General features: G+C 59.4%; 16 protein-coding genes, 1 tRNA gene and 2 pseudogenes. 11 read left to right on the forward strand and 8 right to left on the reverse strand.

The window, feature by feature from the left end; all coding sequences use genetic code 11:
- Nucleotides 1-33: 33 nt before the first annotated feature.
- From QA644_RS11670 to QA644_RS11680, 3 genes are all read right to left on the reverse strand, one after another.
- Nucleotides 34-435, reverse strand: a complete 402-nt coding sequence (locus tag QA644_RS11670) for a DUF4174 domain-containing protein (RefSeq protein ID WP_039845403.1) — start codon at nt 433-435, stop codon at nt 34-36.
- A 98-nt stretch (nt 436-533) separates the two neighbouring features.
- On the reverse strand, nt 534-917 hold the full coding sequence (locus tag QA644_RS11675) for a hypothetical protein (protein WP_039845404.1): 384 nt from the start codon (nt 915-917) through the stop codon (nt 534-536).
- Between the two features lie 240 nt (nt 918-1,157).
- Nucleotides 1,158-1,868, reverse strand: coding sequence for an SIMPL domain-containing protein (locus QA644_RS11680; protein ID WP_283072370.1), 711 nt, complete (start codon nt 1,866-1,868; stop codon nt 1,158-1,160).
- A 191-nt stretch (nt 1,869-2,059) separates the two neighbouring features.
- Between QA644_RS11680 and QA644_RS11685 the strand changes: the two genes are divergently transcribed.
- Nucleotides 2,060-2,135 (forward strand) — tRNA-Ile (locus tag QA644_RS11685).
- Nucleotides 2,136-2,933: 798 nt separating this feature from the next.
- Nucleotides 2,934-3,117: pseudogene (locus QA644_RS11690) on the forward strand (transposase); the annotation flags it as partial.
- An 83-nt stretch (nt 3,118-3,200) separates the two neighbouring features.
- Here the strand turns inward: QA644_RS11690 and QA644_RS11695 are convergent.
- Entirely contained in the window at nt 3,201-3,812 is a 612-nt protein-coding gene (locus tag QA644_RS11695; protein ID WP_239598128.1) for a hypothetical protein, read from the reverse strand.
- Nucleotides 3,813-4,321: 509 nt separating this feature from the next.
- On the opposite strand from QA644_RS11695, the gene QA644_RS11700 reads away from it, so the two are divergent.
- The 3 genes from QA644_RS11700 (at nt 4,322) to QA644_RS11710 (ending at nt 7,309) form a co-directional block, all read left to right on the forward strand.
- The gene (locus QA644_RS11700; RefSeq protein WP_283068556.1) at nt 4,322-5,521 is read left to right on the forward strand and encodes an IS256 family transposase; all 1,200 of its coding nucleotides are present in this window, start codon (nt 4,322-4,324) and stop codon (nt 5,519-5,521) included.
- Nucleotides 5,522-6,129: 608 nt separating this feature from the next.
- Entirely contained in the window at nt 6,130-6,399 is a 270-nt protein-coding gene (locus QA644_RS11705; RefSeq protein WP_283068558.1) for a hypothetical protein, read from the forward strand.
- Between the two features lie 625 nt (nt 6,400-7,024).
- Nucleotides 7,025-7,309, forward strand: coding sequence for a hypothetical protein (locus QA644_RS11710; protein ID WP_239598126.1), 285 nt, complete (start codon nt 7,025-7,027; stop codon nt 7,307-7,309).
- Nucleotides 7,310-7,715: 406 nt separating this feature from the next.
- Here QA644_RS11710 and QA644_RS11715 read toward each other — a convergent pair whose 3' ends face one another.
- The 3 genes from QA644_RS11715 to QA644_RS11725 are packed head-to-tail and all read right to left on the reverse strand — an operon-like array spanning nt 7,716 to nt 12,598.
- Nucleotides 7,716-9,887 (reverse strand): cellulose synthase catalytic subunit, encoded by a 2,172-nt coding sequence (locus tag QA644_RS11715; RefSeq protein ID WP_283068560.1) that lies wholly within the window; start codon nt 9,885-9,887, stop codon nt 7,716-7,718.
- Complete coding sequence (locus QA644_RS11720; RefSeq protein WP_283068562.1) at nt 9,872-11,176, reverse strand: hypothetical protein; 1,305 nt, start codon at nt 11,174-11,176, stop codon at nt 9,872-9,874. Before QA644_RS11720 ends, QA644_RS11715 begins: the two co-directional genes overlap by 16 nt.
- Nucleotides 11,177-11,212: 36 nt before the next feature.
- Nucleotides 11,213-12,598, reverse strand: coding sequence for an HlyD family efflux transporter periplasmic adaptor subunit (locus QA644_RS11725; RefSeq protein ID WP_283068564.1), 1,386 nt, complete (start codon nt 12,596-12,598; stop codon nt 11,213-11,215).
- A gap of 405 nt (nt 12,599-13,003) precedes the next feature.
- Between QA644_RS11725 and QA644_RS11730 the strand changes: the two genes are divergently transcribed.
- The 4 genes and pseudogenes from QA644_RS11730 (at nt 13,004) to QA644_RS11745 (ending at nt 14,885) form a co-directional block, all read left to right on the forward strand.
- Complete coding sequence (locus QA644_RS11730; RefSeq protein ID WP_283068566.1) at nt 13,004-13,183, forward strand: hypothetical protein; 180 nt, start codon at nt 13,004-13,006, stop codon at nt 13,181-13,183.
- A 527-nt stretch (nt 13,184-13,710) separates the two neighbouring features.
- Nucleotides 13,711-13,905 (forward strand): annotated as a pseudogene (locus tag QA644_RS11735) (ankyrin repeat domain-containing protein); the annotation flags it as partial.
- A 21-nt stretch (nt 13,906-13,926) separates the two neighbouring features.
- Nucleotides 13,927-14,349, forward strand: coding sequence for an ankyrin repeat domain-containing protein (locus tag QA644_RS11740; RefSeq protein WP_283072371.1), 423 nt, complete (start codon nt 13,927-13,929; stop codon nt 14,347-14,349).
- A 23-nt stretch (nt 14,350-14,372) separates the two neighbouring features.
- Nucleotides 14,373-14,885: a YHS domain-containing (seleno)protein gene (locus QA644_RS11745; RefSeq protein WP_283068568.1), complete on the forward strand. Its 513-nt coding sequence runs from the start codon at nt 14,373-14,375 to the stop codon at nt 14,883-14,885.
- Between the two features lie 46 nt (nt 14,886-14,931).
- Here the strand turns inward: QA644_RS11745 and QA644_RS11750 are convergent, their stop codons facing one another.
- Nucleotides 14,932-17,106, reverse strand: a complete 2,175-nt coding sequence (locus QA644_RS11750; protein ID WP_283068570.1) for a tetratricopeptide repeat protein — start codon at nt 17,104-17,106, stop codon at nt 14,932-14,934.
- Between the two features lie 398 nt (nt 17,107-17,504).
- Between QA644_RS11750 and QA644_RS11755 the strand changes: the two genes are divergently transcribed.
- On the forward strand, nt 17,505-18,743 hold the full coding sequence (locus tag QA644_RS11755) for an adenylate/guanylate cyclase domain-containing protein (protein WP_283068571.1): 1,239 nt from the start codon (nt 17,505-17,507) through the stop codon (nt 18,741-18,743).
- A 40-nt stretch (nt 18,744-18,783) separates the two neighbouring features.
- The gene (locus tag QA644_RS11760) at nt 18,784-19,191 is read left to right on the forward strand and encodes a hypothetical protein (RefSeq protein ID WP_283068573.1); all 408 of its coding nucleotides are present in this window, start codon (nt 18,784-18,786) and stop codon (nt 19,189-19,191) included.
- Nucleotides 19,192-19,212: the final 21 nt, after the last annotated feature.

The raw sequence follows: 19,212 nt of genomic DNA on the forward strand, positions 1-19,212 counted from the left end.
AAAAGTAAAGCAGAATCGTGATGATACCGAAGCTCAGTGCGGCATCGACGACAGCGCGCCTATGATTTCCTCGGGCCGCACGGGCTCGCTGGAGCGCAGCTTCACCGTGCCGTCGCGGTCGAGCAGGACAAGGCCGAATTCACCGGGCTGCGGTCCTTCGAGGTCATCGCGGATTTCATCGGCGTCGAGGTCGTAGGAGCCTTCGAAAAGCGGAAACACCCCGCCGCCGGCGATACTGAACACCTCGATATCATCCTCGATGAAACGCAGATGCGAGGTGCGTAGCAACTCGTCCTGAACGGCCGCACGATCATCATCCGCATCCGCAAATATGATGAGCACGCGCTTTGAGCCAATGAATGGTTTGAGACAGTCCGGCGAAACGGGCGCACGCGGCGCCGGACCCATGATTTCGCGTATGATTGATTTTAGCATGGTGCTCACATCCTTCGTGTCTGTCTTCAACGATTGGAAGTGAGACCGGTTCCCTGCGAGCGTGACGGGACCGCGGAATGGCGCGATCCCTCAAAGGTTCATTCGGGCGGCTTGCGCTCTGCAGTGCGGCTGGAGACGGCCATGATATCGGCGCCGCCGTTGGCAAGAAGGCGTTTGCGCACCAGCACGCGCATGACGCGGGCGGCCGTCGAGAAGCTCATCTGATCGAGCGGCCCTTCACCTTCCCAGGGTTTGGTAAGTCTTTCGGTGACGGCGCCGACAATGTTCATCGGCACGATGTCGTCGCATTCGCGCATGGCTTCGAAGACGAGGCTGATCGGGATGACCCGTCCTTCGAACGTGACGATCGGTTCGGTAAGTTCCGTATCCCATTCCTCGAAGGCATAGAGCGCTTCGCGGAACAATTCCTGAAGGGTGATCGGGGCGTGTCCGTTGTGAAGTGGCGGCAAGGCATTCGTCATGTCTGTCTCCTCTTGTGGATTAAGCCAGTTCCTCCTCATCGGCCGGGATCGAAGCAGGACACACAGAACCCCAGGGTTCCCTCCGGACCGAATAACACGATCGATTTTATAGTGTAACACTCGCGTGATAAAGCGATTTATGCCCACCGGGCTGCCGACACGCCTCCGGAATGGGATAAGCCGCTGATATCGCTCAAGAACATCAACGGCTTTTTTTCACTTTGAAGTGGAGAATTGAGGCTACTGCTCGAGTGCGAAGGTGACGTTCACGGTAACATTATAGGCATTTTCGCCGCCCTGAACCGGCACAGCAGCGTCGCTTGCCTCCTTCATCATCGCCGCGCGATAGACCGGCTGCGGCAGCGGCCGAACGTTGTTTTCGCTGATTTCGATGATGCGGCCGAGCTTCACGCCGGCAGCCTCCGCCAGCGTCCTTGCCTTCTTGATCGCGGCCGCGACGGCATCCTTGCGGGCCGCCTCGATTGCCGCGTCCGGCTTGTCGTTGGTGAACTGGATGTCGCCGCCCTGGTTGACGCCGAGCGTCACGGCCTGGTCGATGATGCCACCCAGCTCGCCAAGATCGCGCACGCGCACCGTCAGCCCGTTGGAAACCTGGTAGCCGATCAGTTCCGGCGGCTTCGGCTGGCCGTCGTTGTTCTGCGGATAGTTATACTGCGGCTGCACAGAAAAGCCCGAGCTCTGCAGGTCCTTGTCGGCAATCCCGCCCTTCTTCAGCGCTGCCAGCACCCCAGCCATCGCCTTGTTGTTCTCGTCGAGCGCCTCGCGCGCCGTCTTCGCCTGCTTGACGACGGCAAGGTTGAGCACCGCCATGTCCGGCGCCAGCGCCGATTCCCCCTCGCCAGAGACCATGATCACCGCCTCGCGCGGCTTCGTTTCGTCGGCAGCCGAAGCCGAAGCCCCCGCCAGCGCGGCAGGCATGCCGATCAGCATGCCGAAAGCCACGTTTCTGATAGTCCGTAGCGCCATTTTTTCACTCCTTGGTTGTCGCCATCCCGCCTCACTCTTTGACGATTGATTGTGAAGCTATTGCGGCAGCGTCTTGTCGCTGCATCCGAATTGCGTTAGAGCGAAATCGCACCGGGGAGCCATTGCCCCGCTGCCCGCGCGGCAAAGCCACGCGAGGGCCTGTAGCTCAATGGTTAGAGCCGGCGGCTCATAACCGCTTGGTTGGGGGTTCGAGTCCCTCCGGGCCCACCATAATTTTCAACAAACCGTTGATTTTCCTCCTCATTTTCCTTGTTTCTGTCCCACTTTTCAAAGTTGGCCTATGAAAATGGGACATTTTTGTTCTCGTTTCGGTCGGGAACCAAGAGCTTCGCGGCGTGGCCTGAGAGCTTCTTGCGGCAAGCCGCACGAGTGTAAAGGTCAGCCTGCTGACTCGTCGTCCAACCGAAGATCGCTTTGAGCTGGTCGCTGGTCGCTCCGTTTTCGCAGCGATTGAAGCCCCGCTTCTCACAAGCCGTGCGCCGAGCAATGGAAAAAGCCAGCCTCGTCGCACCATTGGCGCATCTTATTTCCCAATCCTTTGTCGGAGAACGGCTTGCCGTATTCAGTGACTAGGAACGTGAGTGGACCAGCCGGCACATGTGCGAGTTCGTCCAACAGATTAGGCAGTACCGGTATATTGACATCCACGCGGCTTGACCAGCTCGTCTTGCCGGGCCAGCCGTCGCTCAGGTGTTGCCGCCCTAATATGGCAGCACCAGATAGCCGCAACCCGGTAAACATGAAAATTGCCAGCGCCAGGCGCGCAGTCGTCCCCGGCTAGTGACAAGCCTCGTGTTGCTCTATCTCCTCAAGCTTCCATGTGTGAGCCGCTTGATGCCGTTACAGGGATACGTCTTTGCCTCGCCAACCTCAATTGCCCAGCGAAAAGAGCGCTGATTGCCTTCACTATGTTGTTGGCCGCGCCGGGAGCATCTATGCGGGCGTCGCGGATCGCGGTCACATGCTTGCGCTCAAGAAGCTCAAAAGGCTTGTCGCCGTGCTTGATGCAGATTGCATCTGGCGCTGGATGCATAGCGGCGAGATCATTGCCCATACTCTGACCGACCAGGACACAGGCGATGCTTTTCGGGTGGAGCCACTGCTCGGCCAGATCGGCGGTCCGACCGGACAGTTCACTGCCGACGGCGCCTATGGCGGAAAGCCAACCTACGATGCCGTCATCAACCACAGCGCTGCTGCCCATCCGGCGAGGTCCCGCACCTGTGGGACACGGACCGCCGCGAACGTCGACGGATTGGAGATGAAGAAGGTCCTTCAGAAATTGAACCGCACGCCGACGACATTTGCACTGGAGCCGCCGTGCATGTCGCCGAGCGTCCCCCAGGCTCCGGACCGGTGGTGTATCCGCCAGAAGAAATCGACGTCGGGCATGGCGTTGAAGGAAAGGTTCAACTCGGGGCCGAGATAGAACAGCGTTCTGGCGTCCCCGTTACCCTCCAGCTCGTTCTTGCGCTCCCGTCCCTCCTGGGTATGCGTGACATGGCTGATGCCAAACGTAAAGGCCGGTGAGATACGGACGGTATCACCAATCTCGAAACCGTCGTAGCGACCGACGCCGCCGCCCCAGAATTCCGCATTCGGATGCCCGCCGTATCTCCCGGCGAGCCCCGCTTCCAGTCCGAACCTGAAGGAGCCCATCCTAGCCAGGAAGTACTGGTAGCCGAGGCCGAAGATCGGGAGGTCGTCGTATGTGACGCCGAAAGGATTGGCTGCCTGGAGGATGTCGGCGTCGACCATCGTGCCGCCGAAGGCGAATACCGACTGATTGACGTCGCGGTTCTGCGCCTGCGCGTCGGTTGTTCCCAAGAACGGCATAGTGGCAGCGCCGAGCAGCAGAGCAAGCGGGATGGCGTTTGAAGGCTTCATATCGGATCTATTCCTGGACTTCATGTTGTCTCCAGCGCGCGCATTCACCGAGGGCTCTGGTACGGCTCCTGACTGGGCGGAAGACACTGTCCGCTAGCCCCTGCATGCGGCCCCGCAGTATCGTCAACGGGGTCCTGAGTTCGGGGGATCGCGGAATTTTACCATCGACGTGCTCACGCCATTCCCTATCTAGAAAATGTTCCATTTTGCAACGTGTTGCAAATCCCGTTTGAATGGCTGGAAGAACGAAGTTTCAAAAGTAATTTTGCGCCCCCGGCCTAAAACCAGCGCCAGCTTCGAAACGCGGTTGCAAACGGTCGATCGATAGGTTCCAACATTGGGTCCAACAAAAGAGAACTCGCATTGAATTTATTGCGTAAAATGTATTGCTCCACCCTCCTTTGGGATCGTGTCCCGGCACGTGGTGTAGGTTTTGAGGAGTAAGGTGGCCATCAGTGTTTTCCGGTAGGGTCGGGTTGTTCAAGACCAACCTGACGGAAAGACCACCGATGACCAATGACATGATGAACGTGCGCTCGCTTGTTGAGAAGAGCGCCGATGCCGATTTATTGCGCGAGATGATTGGCTTTGCAGCCGAGCGGCTGATGGAGCTGGAGGTTGGCGGAGCCACCGGCGCTGACTTCGGCGAGAAGAACCCGATGCGGCTCGCTCAACGCAATGGCTACCGTGATCGGGATTGGGAGACGCGAGCCGGAACGGTCGAGCTTCGCATTCCCAAGCTGCGCAAGGGCAGCTACTTTCCGAGCTTCCTCGAACCCCGTCGGATGGCGGAGAAGGCTCTGACGGCTGTTATCCAGGAGGCTTATATCCAAGGCATCTCGACGCGCTCAGTCGATGATCTGGTCAAGGCGATGGGTATGAGCGGCATCTCCAAGAGCCAGGTGAGCCGCCTGTGCGAAGAGATCGACGTCAAGGTGAAGGCGTTCCTCGATCGTCCCATCGAAGGCGATTGGCCATACCTGTGGATCGACGCGACTTACCTCAAAGTCCGGCGTGGTGGTCGCATCGTCTCCGTCGCCGTCATCATCGCCGTCGGTGTCAACAGCGACGGGCGGCGTGAGGTTCTGGGTATGGAAGTCGGCACGTCCGAAGCTGAGCCGATCTGGACGGAATTCCTGCGCAGGCTGACACGCCGGGGTCTGCGTGGCGTCAAGCTCGTCGTCTCCGATGCGCAGGAAGGGCTCAAGGCCGCGGTCACCAAGGTTCTCAGCGCCACCTGGCAGAGGTGCCGGGTTCACTTCATGAGAAACGTCCTGGCACATGCCGGAAAGAGCGGCAGGCGGGTCGTATCCGCTTTCATCGCAACGGCCTTTGCCCAGGAGACCCCGGAGGCAGCAAGCGCTCAATGGCGCAGCGTCGCCGATCAGATCAGGCCGAAAGTGCCGAAGCTCGCCACCATCATGGACGATGCCGAAGAGGACGTGCTCGCCTACATGACCTTCCCGAAAGAGCACCGGGCAAAGCTGCATTCGACGAATCCAATCGAGCGTCTCAATGGCGAGATCAAGCGACGCACCGAGGTCGTCGGCATCTTTCCGAACGACGAAGCCATCGTCCGTCTCGTCGGCGCACTGCTGCTCGAACAGAATGATGAATGGGCCGTCCAACGCGCCAGATACCTGACACTTGAGACCATGGCGCAAATGAGCGATGATCCCCAAATCAGTCTGCCCGCTGTGGCACGCTGATATCCCTCCGGCCCTATGTCGGAAAGCACGGCCATCAGCCGCGAGCTACACCACTTCCATGGACACGATCTCCTTTGGTGCCTACCGCAGGTTAAGCGTGTTTGGAAGCCGTGACTTGCAACGCGCAAAGTCAGCTTTGCGCCGATATCGTTGAAAAAGTCCGTTTTCTACAACGTCTGATTTTTCGGAGGGCCGTAGAGGCCGACACAGAAAATTGACGTGGGGACCTGCCTATTCTGCCATCAAGCAGCGTGCGAGCCGTGTGGCGGAATTGAGGCGGATCGAGCAGCAACATTCGCTTAGATCGCGAATTGGCCGACTTTCGCTAAGCCCCAATTTTGGAGTTTTCCAACACAATCCGCAACTTCCGGACCTTTGCCAATGATGCCGGGAACGTCGCGTTTCTGACCCCAAAGCGGAAGTTCATCGACCGGAGGAGACTGTCCCCTGCCGGTACGGTCGAATGAGCAGACGAGATATGCTAGTATGCCTTCCGGCCAACTTGGGGAGGACGAGGACAAAAAGACGGGGAATCTGCCAGGATCGCTAAGTCGGCGATGGCGTGCGGCAATCGACCCCTCGCGTTAGGCGCCGATGGAGATAACGCCTTGGAGGTGTTGTGGGAGGATAGTGAACGCGTGTTCTGCCGGGGACAGCGCCTGTGCGCTGACGGCCAGTGGAACGCTGTGCTGGCGGTGCTGCCCGCCGCCGAGCACCTGAAGCCCTCAAGCCTCGATCGCCTCGCCCACGAGTATCAATTGAAGGACGAACTGGATGGTGCATGTATTGTCTCGATCTGCCAGGCAGAAAGCGGCTCAGGTAGCCCTCCTTCTCGACTACAGAACCAATCTGCCGCAGTACCCCGTTGGCAAGCCTGAATGAGGGCGAATAAACCCCCGGCTCTGATCACGTGGGGCCGAACGACCCGCTTTTCACCGCACCCGGGCGGAGGCTTACCTTGCCGACCTGCCGGACACCAAGCTTTATTTCTCTGAAACCGGCCATTTCGCGCTCAAGGGAAACCCGAACGAAATCGCCGCTTTGATCTCCGAATTTCTAACGAGCTTTAGGTGAAGCGTGCACGGAAACGAGCGACAGTATCCCTCGGTATAGGCCCGCGATATCCAAGATCAATATTCGGGACGTGGGGGGCTTGCTAAAGTTTCTGAACGGAAACCACCTCGGACATCACGACAATGCGACACGTACGCGCTACCCGTTGCGTTTGCCGGAATAGTACTGATCGGCGCGTATGCCGTCGGCCTCGCCCTCATGTCGACAAAGCCACGCGTATCTACGTCCCCATCCTTGCCGAATGCGCCATTCCCGAGTGCGGGGCATCGCCGGGGGCGACCTGCTCCGTCAACGGCGAGTTTGTCCGTATGAAGGTCGGACCGACCGTGCGATGTTCATAAAAGGTCCACGCCTTCCCCACGCACGTATCGGCGAAAGCAACATTGCAAGCAACTGAGTTCGCCTGTTTCCCCATACCGGAGCGATAACATGGATGTGACGACGAACCTCGACAAGATGACGCCAGGCGAGAAGTACGGCGTTATCCGTCTCCTAAGTCGCAGGCTCCACTTCTCCGCCATTCTGGCGAAGCAACGCGGCGACGATTTCTGGGACAGGTTGGAGCACCTGGCCGATCGGCTGCTCCGCGAGAGCGATGCGATTGTCACGGGGGGACCGTGCATCTCCGATCCCATCCTGGTCGAGGCAGCGGATCTGCTCGCTCGGTTCGACAACGCGGCCACATCGGGACGGCAGCTTCGCTTAAATGAGTAGACCCCGTTTCGAATATGTGCGTGGGGGCGCGATCGGCAATTGTTCTCGCAGACCCGATCATGAGTATAGCATCCTACCCTTAAACGGTGCTTGATTTCTACTCATGACTGCTACACAACTCCTACGCAGCAGAGAGGAAAAGTGATTGTTTTTGTTCGCCTTTTACAAATTAATAGGGCTTCGCTGCAGGCCCACCATTTGTTCTAAAGCACATAACGGGTTTAATCGTTGAAGACGTTTCCAAAGGATGATTTGAGTAACACGTCAAGCAACATTGGTGAATCGCAGAAAAATGTCGATCTCTACTCCGTTCTATCGAAATATATTCTGATTAACGGATAGAAAGCCCGGTCGGCCTAGCGATCGCTAACGAGGCATCCGGACCAAGCGTTAGCAGTCGTTCCGCTCACTCGGCCAGCGACGGCGGCGCAGCACTCGCCGCTCCGATCTGCAAAAGCGGCACCCTTGGTGCAAGGTCACGCGGCCTCTGCCAGCGTAGCAGAGCCTGCCGCGATCTGACGCTGACGGCGTGCTTTTCGATGGTACCGGCAAGCTTCGAGGGGCGATCGAACGTGCGGCGCCAGAGGCCGCGGATGGCGGCAAGTGGATAGGCGCGGGCGGGCATGGCCTGCGGCATCTCGCTGAACAGGCGCTGGATCATCTTCCGGCGGACATCCTCGGCGCTCTGCCGGATTTCCCAGTCGTAGCGGCGGTCGCGGACTGCGACGATGGACATGGATAGGCCGAGGCGCGACCTATCCACGCCGCTCACCCTGCCCGCGACGTCGAAGTCGGCGAAGGGCGAAAAGATTACAATGTCGCCTGCACGAATCTGCCCGGCCGTCCGATTGTCATGCAGCGTGATCTCGGCCTTGCTGATTGAAATGGTGTCGACCGTGCAGGGCATACGATTGCCGTCGCGTGCAAGATTTGCCTGCCGTGCGAGCGGAAACCGGATGCTGTCAAGCGGCTCTCGCGGAAGTTCTATGCAAACGAGCAGGGAAACGAAGGCATAGACCATGACGACCATGCCCCACGCGACGCTGAAGCCGTCGAGGTCGTTGTAGGTGCCCATCAGGGGACCGTTGAGCATACCCATGAACGTCAGGATGATGACCAGGAGGAACGTCCCGGCGATCGGGTAAAGGACGTCGACGCGCGCTCGGTCCTCGCCCTTGGCCGTGACCTTGAACGGCCGCCCGAACGGATGGATAAGGGCGTGAAGCAGGGCGATCGTGATAGGGATCGCCGACACCATTTGCGACACTTCCGTAAAGAGCGGCATGCTGCGCCGGCCAGAAACCCAGGCATGAAATACCCACATGCCGCCGACCATCGGAAGCGCATAGAGGAAGAAGGCTTCCGGTTCCATCTGGATCGCCGGCAGCCCGAGGAAGTAGTAGAGGATCGGCGCTGCCATCAAAAGCAGGATGAACGGGCGGCAGAACCAGAAGAGCAGTCCGTGGAAATAATGCAGCCGTTGCAGGAAGGTGTATCCGCGGCCGAAGAACGGGCCATCCCGGAGCAGCGCGACCTGAATGGTTCCGAGGCACCAGCGGCAGCGCTGGGTAATATAGCCTGAGAGGCTTTCGGCCGAGAGCCCGACGCTCAGGCGTTCGTTCAGCCAGCGGGTCTTCAAGCCCTTCTGCAGCAGCCGGTAGGTCAGGTGGATATCCTCCGTGACCGTTTCCTGCGGCATGCCGCCAATCAGGCCGAGCGCATCGCGCCGAACGATGCAGGACGTGCCGACGCAAAAGGCAGCCCCCCATCCGTCCTTCGACGGCTGCATGACGTCGAAGAAGATGCGCTGGTCATCGACCCATGCCTTCGATGCCAGGAGGTTATGCTGGACGGGGTCGGCATTGTAGTAGAACTGCGGCGTCTGGATGAGCCCGATCCCTGGATCGGCGAACTGGCCGACGGTGCGCTTCAGGATGGCGCGTTGCGGCGCAAAATCGGCGTCGAGAATGAGGATGAAGGGCGCGTTGGTCTCCTTCGCCGACTGCCGGATGGCATTGTTGAGATTGCCGCCCTTGGCGCCCACATTGTCGCCGCGCCGCAGATATCGCACGCCAACCTCGGTGCAATAATCCTCCAGCCAGTCGCGGCGTCCGTCATCGAGCACCCAGACAGTGAAATTCTGATAGTCGATCGCCTTCGCGGCAAGGATCGTGCGCTCCAGAATGGATAGCTCTTCATTATAGGTGCAGATGAAGACATCGACGGCCGGCGGCGATGCAGCGCCGGCGATGGTGAGTTCGCTCGCGTCCGCAGCCGCACTGTGGTCTGTCCGCCGGAAGAAAAAGACGATCGAAAGCACCGTATAGAAGATGACGACGATTTCGAAAGAGAGATAGGCGCGCGGCCACAGCGCATAGGCGCTCCATTCGAAGTCCGGCAGCGTCTTGGTGATGCGGAAATAGAGATAATTCAACAACATGACGATGAGGATCATGCCGAAGATGACGCGATCCTTGGCCCGGCGGCTGTCGAGCAGCCAGGCGCAGCCCATGATGAGCGCAAGCGCCAGCAGCGAAAAGAGAATGGCGTCCGAGAGAGTGACTACTTCGGGGGACATGGGCTATCCTTGCTGATCAGCGCCTGGCCCGCGCGGCCGAGGAAAGGGTTGAGGTCAAGCGCGGCAAGCACGGCCCAGCCGGTCGCCCCGATATGCGGAAGACGGTAATATTTGAAATCGCCGGGCGAGGAGTTGGGACCGACCTGAAGGCCTGTCGAAAGCTGCTCGTTGACCGTCGCATAGATGAGCCCGCCGGGCGTGACCTGGGCAGCGATGGTCTTGAACAAGGGTTCGGCCTTTTCGGACTGTCCGGCAAGCCGCAGAACGAGTGCTGCCTGCGCCGTGCCCTCGAGCCAGATGCCGTCCCGGTCGCTGTTGAAGTCGAAGCCGCCATCGACGCCATGGTTAAGCTCGGTCCATTCCATGACCCGCTCGACCTTGGTCTTGAAGTCCGGCACGGCGATCAACGGCCACAATTCGGCGTCGAGCCCCGACATCGCGATATTCGGAGCGTTGCTGTCGGGGGCGCTGCCGATATAGAAGCGCCCCTCGCCGTCGTCCCACATGGCACGAAGGAACTTCAGCGCGCTGTCGCCGCGGTGGGTCCAGTCGCCGCCGGCGTCCAGACGCGCAAGCCAGCTATCCGCGGCGTAGATATCCAGATTGTGTTCCGTCGATTTCCAGGTCATGCGCTCAGGCGCCGGCTCATGCCCGAAAAAGCCGCCGAAATAGCCCGGGCTTTGCGGATCTGCCGTGCTGCGGTGGATCCAGTCCATGATCTTGCGTGCGGTGTCGAGATAGGCCGGCTGTTCCGTCTCCTCGTAGGCCATGAGCAACGCCAGCGCGCCCCATGCGGTGCTGCCCGTCGCACTGCCGACTTGGTAGCCGTCCTCGATCCAGGAATTGCTGGCCGCGCTCCAGTAACCGGGCAGCAGCATTCCCTCCTTGCCCGGAGCGACCGGACCGGACCGGTAGGCATTCCTCAACCGTCCGTCATGATAGTGACGGTCCGTCTCCACGGCGAGCACGAGAGCATCGGCGATCCGGCGCGCTTCGGCCTTTCGCTTGCAGCCGTAAAACGCCATTAGGGCAAGCGCGTTGTCATAGGTAAAGCCGGTGTTTTCCAGAGCCGGATGGAGCGCCGACCCGCCGTTTGCCGGTTCGAAACTGCGCAGGACGAAGGGCTGCATAGGATCGCCGCCCATCTGGGCAGCCAGCCCGTCGCAAAGCGTGCAGGCAAGCTCCTGATGTTCGCTATCGGCAAGCGCCGGGAATGTCTGCAGGACAATCACTGCCGCGGCGAGCACCAGCAAGCGTCCCTTGTTGATGGTCGATCTCAGATGCTTCATTGTTGACCCTCATCAATGCAGCGGCGAAAACCGGCGTTACGGATTGGCGGGTTCGGCAGCGGCTGAGCGCGGCGCCGTCGCCTTGTCGAAAAGCGCGGATGCCGAAAGCATCGTCCCGGGCGACGCCAGCCTGTCCATCGCCAGCTTCGAATAGCGGGCGATCCGGGAGACGATCGTCTCGCCCAATGAGACGATCACATCCTCGCCGACATGACATCCAAAGAATTTGTCGTTGTTCTGATGCGCCGGACCGCCGCCCTCGCCGGCCGGTTCGTCGATCTTGACGAGCACATAGACCTCGTGGCCTTCGGCTTCCGGAAACTTCGCGTAATAGCGATTTTCCGGGCCTGAGTTGAAGTAGCGCACGATCTTGTAGATATGGGCGTCGCGCTTGACGCCGAGGCTGCGGAAATTGACCATCGCCGGCATGCCGATCTCGAGCGACGTCACATCGCGGCTGCGATAGACGGCGGCAGCAAAGGCCTCGTTGCAATCCAGCGATTTTGCCACCGGCTGGCCCTGCATCACGAAATCGCCGAAGGATGCGTCGACGCTGACGATCTGGCCATGGCGCTCGGCGACGACCTCGGCGGCCCCGGTCTTGCCAAGCCGACCCTCCTCCCGTGCGATCAGGTTTTCGACCTGCTGCTTGCGCTCCGCCATCTGGTTGATCTCGATGTTGTCTTCGGCGATCTCGCCGGCAAGCTTGGTGCGCTGCATTTCAAGCGTCAGCAGATTGGCGGCGACGGTACCGCCGGTGTAGATGTCGCGTTCGACGAGCGACAGGACAATCTCGTTGCGGCGCAGTTCGCCGCGCGCGGAGTCGAGTTCGTACTGCGCGGCGTTACGCTTCTGGCGCTGCGGTTCGATGCTGGCCTCGGAGATCAGCTTCTTCTTCAGAAGCACCAGCTGCCTCTGCAGCAGGGCGTTTTGTTCATTGAGCCGCGCCTCGTAGGTCTGCACGTTGTAACGTGCATTTTCGATGACCGCCGAAAGCTCGCTGATCACGCCGTTCTTGACGTCCGCGATCTGGCTCTTGACCTTCTGGAGCTGGTCGGTGCGCTCCTGAACGACGCTTCTCGTATTGTTCAGCTTTTCGGTGAGATCGAGCTTCTCAAGCCGCAAGCCGGTCAGCGACGTCTGGTCCTGGTTGGGATTGGAGACCGTCGCCATGACATCGCCGAGCTTGACGACTTGTCCGACCTGCAGGGAAATCCTGTCCACCCTGCCGTAAATCGGCGAGGCGATCATTTGCACCGGCGCATTGATGACTGCGCGCGTGGAGACAATGAAAAACTGATTGGGGATCATCGCCATGGCGATCGTGAAAATCAGCATAAAGGCGAACACATAACCAAGTGCCCTTGATACTGAAAGTATCTTATGATCACGCGGATCAAGTAATAGATTTTCGTCCTTCATTTTCGCCAATCCTGACTTTTTACGCTGCAGGCCGAATAGAAGGGCGTTTCCATGTATGTTTTTTGTTATTTATATTTTATATCGATGAAATTCGACTATGCAAATGAAATTTTTTCTATGGTCTCGATGTTTAGATTCAATTTCGGTACGAGAAGTATCACCGAGAATGAAATCGCCCCATCTTGTTTAAGTAATTCATGCAATTAATACGCGCAGAACTGGATGCAATCGAGTTTCATCCATCCAGAAGCTACTTTAAGAGCTTAACTTTGATTTTGCGGTGATTTTTGTGACGCACCCAGAGGGACGAGCCAAACACGGCGTCCATCCTCACTCTGCGGAGCGGGCTGTTCACAGTGAGAAGAAGCCCGCCTTGCGCGCGAGCCGCAAGTGAAGGAGACCAAGGTGTCGCGCACCGATCCCGACAGCGGCTCTATGGTGCGTGACGGCAAACCGAAGGGCTTCTTCTATCTCGATCACCTCTGGAACAGCGCTCCGCTGCCCCAACACTTGATTTCTCGATTTTCGGGCGCCCCCGTCACTGATCGATGTCGTGGTAACGCATCGAAACCCGCGCACCGTTGACTCGTCCTCAATGTCGCTACACAAATGCACCACAGAGCTGGCACACAAGCATTGATTTAACTACATTTTTTCGATTGGTGAGCACCGTTGTTTCATGGCTCGCCTCACTTCTTCAGGAAGGTTCTCGAGATCTCACCGACGAACCAACAGATTTGCAGTGATAAGTAGGAGATACCACCAGCCGGGCCTTTCCAAGGGCAGCGCGAAGATCACGTCTCGACCCCAAGCGGAAGTTTACTCGCCACGACTGAACTCACGCCCGTGATCCGTTCTGGATCGCTGAAATGGTCAAATCGAGCGGCAACTTTCAGATGTCGACAGGAGTACCATGGCGTCAGCGCGTCAAATGCGGTAGAGTCTTCCTCCTAATCCGTCCACGTGCGCAACGCGGGGGTTGGATGATGCCCGTTTCCAAGCGAGAATTGACAGCCGCGTCCGCGTATACCTGCCACTCTGGTCGGACACGCTACACTTGGAGTTGCGTCCAAATTTCGGAGAGGGACGTGCGAGACGCTCCTTGTCATGAAATGAAGTTGTGCCGGCAGCCTTTCGCGAAAGACCGAAAGCCACACTTCAGCATCATTCCACTGGTTGCGGTCTTTCTTTGTCTTGGGATTACGGCAAGCGCAGTCAACGCAGGGCCCTTTCATGACGCCGCACGGGAGGGCGATCTCGACGTAATCAGCCAGCTCTTGTCTCAAGGCGTCGATGTCAATAGCCGCGACGAGAGTCGCGAGACGGCTTTGATCGAAGCTGCGCTTTCCGGCCAGACCAGGATCGCCGCCGAGTTGATCGAAGCCAGCGCCGACGTCGAAGCCCGCAATGACCGCGGCTTCACCGCGTTGCACGCGGCGGCGTATTCCGGAAGTGTGGAAATAGCCGAGCTTTTGCTGGACCACGGGGCGGAAGTCGACGCCTTGAGCAAGCACAAGATCACGCCATTGCATGTAGCCGCCGAAGAAAACCAGGCGGCAGTGGCCGAGCTGTTGATTGCCCGCGGGGCCGCGGTCGAGGCAATCCAGGCTTACGGCTATACGCCGCTGAGCCGAGCGACTTTCATGAAGAGCACCCAGGTGATGACCTTGCTCAAGAAGCACGGTGCCAATTGCCAACCCAAGAAGACGATGGGCGCGGCGTATGCGGCCTGCGTTGCGGTTGGTAACTGACCGACAATATTGGAGGACACCGCATGAAGAAGAAAGGTCCCGCAATGCGAGGCCATTTGGCTCTTGCAACGGCCGCAGTCGTCTCCCTCACCACCATGGGCTCTGGTGAATCCTGCGCCGCCGAGGTGGTAAATACCGGGTATTTCGGCAACGTCGCCATCCTGGGCTACGATCCCGTGGCGTATTTCACCGATGGCCGTGCGACAAAGGGTTCGCCAGAGTTCACAAAGAAATGGCTCGGTGCGACATGGTACTTCGCCAGCGTGAAGCACCGTAACGCGTTTGCTTCCGAGCCGATCCGCTACACTCCTCAGTATGGCGGCTTCTGCGCGCTGGGCACGTCAGTGGAAGAGGCATCTGCGAACATCGACCCGGAAGCCTGGCGCATCGTCGACGGCAAGCTTTACCTTTTCTCCGGAAAGGAGGGCCTGGAGGAAGACTTCGATGCTGCGCCGGCGGCCGTCACAGCGAAGGCCGACGCTAAATGGCCGGGGGTCGAGTCGAAGGAGTTCAAGACCAGGGCGGAACACAACTGACCAGGACTGGCGATGTTGCGGCCTGACGCGTTGCGACCGTAGGGCATCATGGGAGAACCGAGAAATACCAGACGTTCGCGGAGTCCGGCAGGACATATTCGTCATGTTTTTCCGCACTTCCTCCGGGATTGCGATAGACAGGGCTGCAAAATTTGCGGCCGAGCAAAGTCGATGAGGATCGCGTGCACAAGAAATTGTCCTCGAGACTGAACTTGCCGACGATGATGCTGTTATGAGCGCGCAATGCAAAATCACCGTTTGGGCCGAGCTCCATGAAGAAGCGGACCCCGTCGTGCTGATGCCCGATCCAGGTCTTGTGAATCGCCAGAGCCCGGATCGAATGGGCATCCAGGCGGTCTTCTGGCCGTCCACGAAAATCGTACGTCCATTCCGGGAGCTTCGCAGAGCGCAGAGCGTCCAGCCGGTGGTCGAGATCCTGTTGCCGACGATGGTGGGAATACACAACTCGCAGGCTGGCGAGGCTCTGGCCGGGCGACTTCTCGAGGATTGCTTCGACCGCTTTGTGCGCTTCTGCCATGCGCCCCAGTCGCGCGTTTGCCATGGCCAGGGTTTCAAGGCCGAGATCGCTCGGCTCCTCCGGTCGGACTGTCTGCAGTGCCCTGATTGCCTCCTCATACCGATGATTCATGTAAAGCACGAGACCGTAGTAGTCGTAGACTTGGACTCGTGGCTTGGGGTCCAGTTGCAGTACGCGTTCCATGGCCGCCAGTGCTTCCGGGTTCCGCCCCGCATAAGTCAGAACAATCGCGAGGTTGAGTTCCGACTCCGCGCCATTCGGATCGAGCGCCACGGCCTTATTCACCGATGCGATGGCCTCATCGATTTCGCCGTCAAGCATTTGCAGGATGCCGAGCACGGCATAGGCTCGCGAAGACTGCGGGTTCAGTTCGAGGCCCCGCCCTGCCGCTTCATAGGCACGTTGCCGCGCGACCGCACTCAACATCAGTGGCTGATAGTCGAACCCAAGGACGTCAACGATGGCTCGGGCGTAGCCTGTATGGGCGTCGGCGAATTCGGGGTCGAGCTTGATTGCCTTCTCATAGAGGGAGAGAGCCTCTTCGAGAGATTTGTAGTCTATGGAGTACACCTTCTGCTCGGCTCGAGTGTAGGAGTCGTAGGCTTCGAGATTTCGGGTTGGCAGGCGAGCAATCTGAGTTCGCTCTCTGTCGGTCAGGCGCACCGCCAGCGCGCCCACGATGTGCTCGATCACCTCGTCCTGCAGCGCAAAGATATCGGTGTAGTCGCGGTCATACCGCTCCGCCCAGATGTTTCTTCCCGTCTTCGCATCGATAAGCTGCGCATTGATGCGAACCGCGTCTCCCGCACGCCGGACGCTGCCTTCAAGCACGTAGCGGACGTTCAATTGCTCGGCGATCTGCCGGACGTTCATGGATTTGTTCTTGAACGAGAAAGCGGAATCGCGGGCGATAACAAGCAGCCCAGAAATCTTCGACAGATCAGTAATGAGATCGTTCGTAAGCCCCTCCGCAAAATAGTCCTGTCTGGCATCGTCGCTGATATCGCCGAACGGCAGCACCGCGATGGATGGCCGTTGCGGCGCAAACGGCCATTGCCAGGCGAAGACAATCGCGGTGAGCGCGATAAGCAGCGCTGCGACCGTTGCCAGGATCATAGTCCTCCGATCTGGTTGGCGGGCGGCGGCGGCGACCGTTCCCGCCTCGGAGGGGGCGAGCAGAACGCGATAGACGCGAACCGGGTCGGCTATGTTCTTCAGGTGCTGCTCACCGAGAGCCGAGAAGCCGACATCGGCCTTGTGCACGGCGTGATCGAACGCGGTGCCAGATATGCAAATGCCGCCGGGCGGGGCAATAGATTGCAGGCGCGCGGCTATGTTGACGCCGTCGCCGTAGATGTCATCGCCTTCGACAATGATGTCGCCGAGATTGACGCCGATGCGAAACTGAATTCGCTGTGTCTCGGAGACGCCCTGGTCGCGACCGGCCATTTTCCGCTGGATCACGGCGGCACACCGGACGGCGTCTACGACGCTCGCGAACTCAACCAGCGTACCATCGCCCATGAGCTTGATGATGCGGCCGTGGAACTCCTCGACGGCGGGATCGACCAGTTCCCGGCGGCAGGCCTTCAGCCGCTCCAGCGTGCCGTCCTCATCCTCCCCCATGAGGCGGCTATAGCCGACCACATCGGCAGAAAGTATCGCTGTGAGCCGCCTCTCCATATCTCTGCCCACCTCTTGATCGTCGATCAGCGACGGCCGTGTATCCTACCACGTCGAAGGCCAGCAGACAGCGCCGGCGCTCATGTGGCCGTACATTTGAGTTTTCGCGCGGTACCTCACTGAACGACCGCATTCGGGGCTTCGGTCAAATGCCGCGGAGCGTTGTCAGCGGCCGAGATTAATCCGAACCTTCAGCGACAAAGAAGATGCAACCATGGCGTCCATAACTGTGTTGACGGTTGGATCCAAGGTATGTAGTCGGTAGCTAATGTTCGATTGCAAGGAGGAGTTGGTGATGGAGCGTCGACTCGCTGCGATCCTCGCTGCCGACGTCGCGGGGTACTCTCGCCTCACCGGCCTTGACGAAACCGACACCCACCGACGGTTAATGAGCCTGCGTGCCGAACTCCTTGAACCCCTTGATACGCAATCATGGCGGTCACGTCGTGGGGTATGCCTGCGACGGTACACTCGCCGAATTTCCGAGCCTTGTCCGCGCAGCTGAGTGTGCCTTTGCGATCCAGCGCGCCGCCGGCGAGCGCGAACCCGAGGCAGCGCCGGATCGGCGACTGGCCCTTCGCATCGGCCTGCATTTCGGTGACGTAATCGCCACCGGTGCCGATATCCACGGCGACGGTGTCAACATCGCCGCGCGGTTGGAACAACTCGCCGAGCCGGGCGGTGTTTGCTTTTCAGACCGCGTGCACGACGAGATCATCGGCAAAATTGATATCGATTGCGAATATGGGGGTGAGCCCGAGCTGAAAAACATTTCGCGTCGGTTCGGCGTCTGGTTCTGGCCCACAAGCCTGCGCAGCGGCCGTGCACCTCGAATACTTCCACCTGCCGATAAGCCTTCGATCGGGGTGATGCCATTCGATGTATTTGGCGCGGGTGCGGAAGAAGACGGATTTGCTGACGGCGTGGCCGAAGACCTTACGAGCGCCCTCTCCCGGCTTAACTGGCTTTTTGTTGTCTCACGGATGTCAGCATTCGCCCTCAAGGGGGTCAAAATTGACGCGGCTGAAGCAGGCCGCCGACTGGGTGTGCGCTATCTGCTCGAAGGTTCGGTACGGCGCGCGAATGGGAGAGTGCGGATTGCCGCCCAGTTGATCGAGGCGAGTACCGGCGCGCACATATGGGCCGATCACTTCGACGGCCGCCTCGACGACATATTCGAACTCCAGGACGAGATCGTTTCCTCGACTGTTGGCGCTATTGAGCCGAGCTTGCTACGTGCAGAGGCCGAGCGTATCCGAAATCCACGGGCGGAGGACGTTCGCGCCCACCATCATTATCTCCGGGCGACCGCGCTGATGGGCGCTGCCTTTACCAATCCCGCAGGTGGCGCGCTTGACGAGTCGCGCGAGCTTCTAGCGCAGGCAATCGAACTCGACCCGGGATATGCACCTGCCTTGGCCCTGGCAGGCTACTTCGAGGCAAAAGCCTGGCTCTTCGGTCGCATTGCGGATGGCGAGGCGGGCAAGAGACACGCCGTGGACCTTGTCGAGCGGGCGGTTCGGGCTGACCCGCAGGAGCCGCTGGCCCTCGGCGCTTACGGGTTCGTCTCTGCCAACTCCTCCGGCGACCTGGACCGGGCAGTTGCTTATATCGAGCGTGCCCCTCGCCTTGAATAGCAACTCGCCATTGCTGTGGGCCTTCGCTGGCGAGGTCTACATGTACATTGGCGAACACGACCGCGCCATCGAGTGCCTTCACCGCTCGATGCGTCTCAACCCGCTGGACCAGAGAACCATCACGAACGCCGCGTATCTGGCATTCGCTCATCTATTCGGGCGTCAGCCAAAGGAAGCGGTGTCCTGGGCGCAGCGCGCCGTTGTGCTGGCGCCGAATCCGCTCAGCTATCGTATACTCGCGGCCAGTCTCGCCGAAGCCGGAAGGATCGACGAGGCCCGGAACGCGACAGTCGAACTGCTGAAATTGCAACCCAACTCATGTCTGCGCCGCTCTCGCGGAGCCAATTATCGCAGGCCGGAAGACTTGGACCTCTATGTGCAGGCCCTTCGCAAAGCTGGCCTTCCAGAGGAGCCAACGGGCGAGATAGCCGATTTGCGGGATGGTTAGGCATACCGAGGCTCTATGCGG

Source organism: Rhizobium sp. CC1099 (genome assembly GCF_029714385.1).
Taxonomy (GTDB): Bacteria; Pseudomonadota; Alphaproteobacteria; order Rhizobiales; family Rhizobiaceae; genus Rhizobium.